Genomic DNA, 837 nt, shown 5'->3' on the forward strand with positions numbered 1-837 from the left:
GTATATAAAATTGAGCTTACAAAAACAACTAATATATCAGGAATTATTTTAATACCAAAGATTCCGATAAAAATTATACTTAAAATAAAATAGACAGGAAAATATAGATTTGCGATAAATACCTTTAAAGTTGCACTATATAATGGTGCTAGGTTTGATACTGGCGCTGTTTTATAGATCCATGCTCCTTTATATTTCCCGGAATATTTTAGCATTGCGATTGCATTTGGAATTATTAAGCAAGACATATAAATCGTTAAATAACTCTTGCTTAATACTAAATGATGATAAGAATAAATTTGTAGTTGATTAAATAAGAAAACGAATGGGAGAACGATTGATAATCCTAATGATGGATAAACCTTTAGTCGAAATTCTCTCTCGTTTCGCATCATATTATCTGCGAATTTAAAAAATATCTTTTCTTCATTATTACTGCAAAATACTCTAGATAGCCAATTCTTCCACTTACTATCTCTTTTTCTATTTATGCCACTATTATTTGATAATTTTTGAAGATTTTTCTCAAAGGATGGGATCAATAAACTATATAGCATGATCGCAATAATAGGGATTATTATGGCTAAAATAGAAAATCCAATAAGATATGTACTTGTGTTACGATTTAAAATTAACTCAAATGGCGCACCGAACCAAATAGGTGGAATAAGAAAATGATACCAAGTTGGCGAAAATGACATATCTAGATTTACAAAACTGAATGCCCTACCAACAAGTTGATAACCTATAGCAATTGAAATTGATAGTCCGATTTGGACGTAATTGATAATATCTTTTAACTTTTCACCATCAAAAAATCTTAAAATAAAATAATAG

The 837-nt window shown here is 28.4% G+C and carries 1 pseudogene; it reads right to left on the reverse strand.

Going from position 1 to position 837, the window contains the following annotated elements:
- Nucleotides 1–837 (reverse strand): annotated as a pseudogene (locus tag CN514_RS25530) (hypothetical protein); the annotation flags it as partial.

It is taken from the genome of Bacillus sp. AFS001701 (genome assembly GCF_002559405.1).
In the GTDB taxonomy this organism is placed as follows: Bacteria; Bacillota; Bacilli; order Bacillales; family Bacillaceae_G; genus Gottfriedia.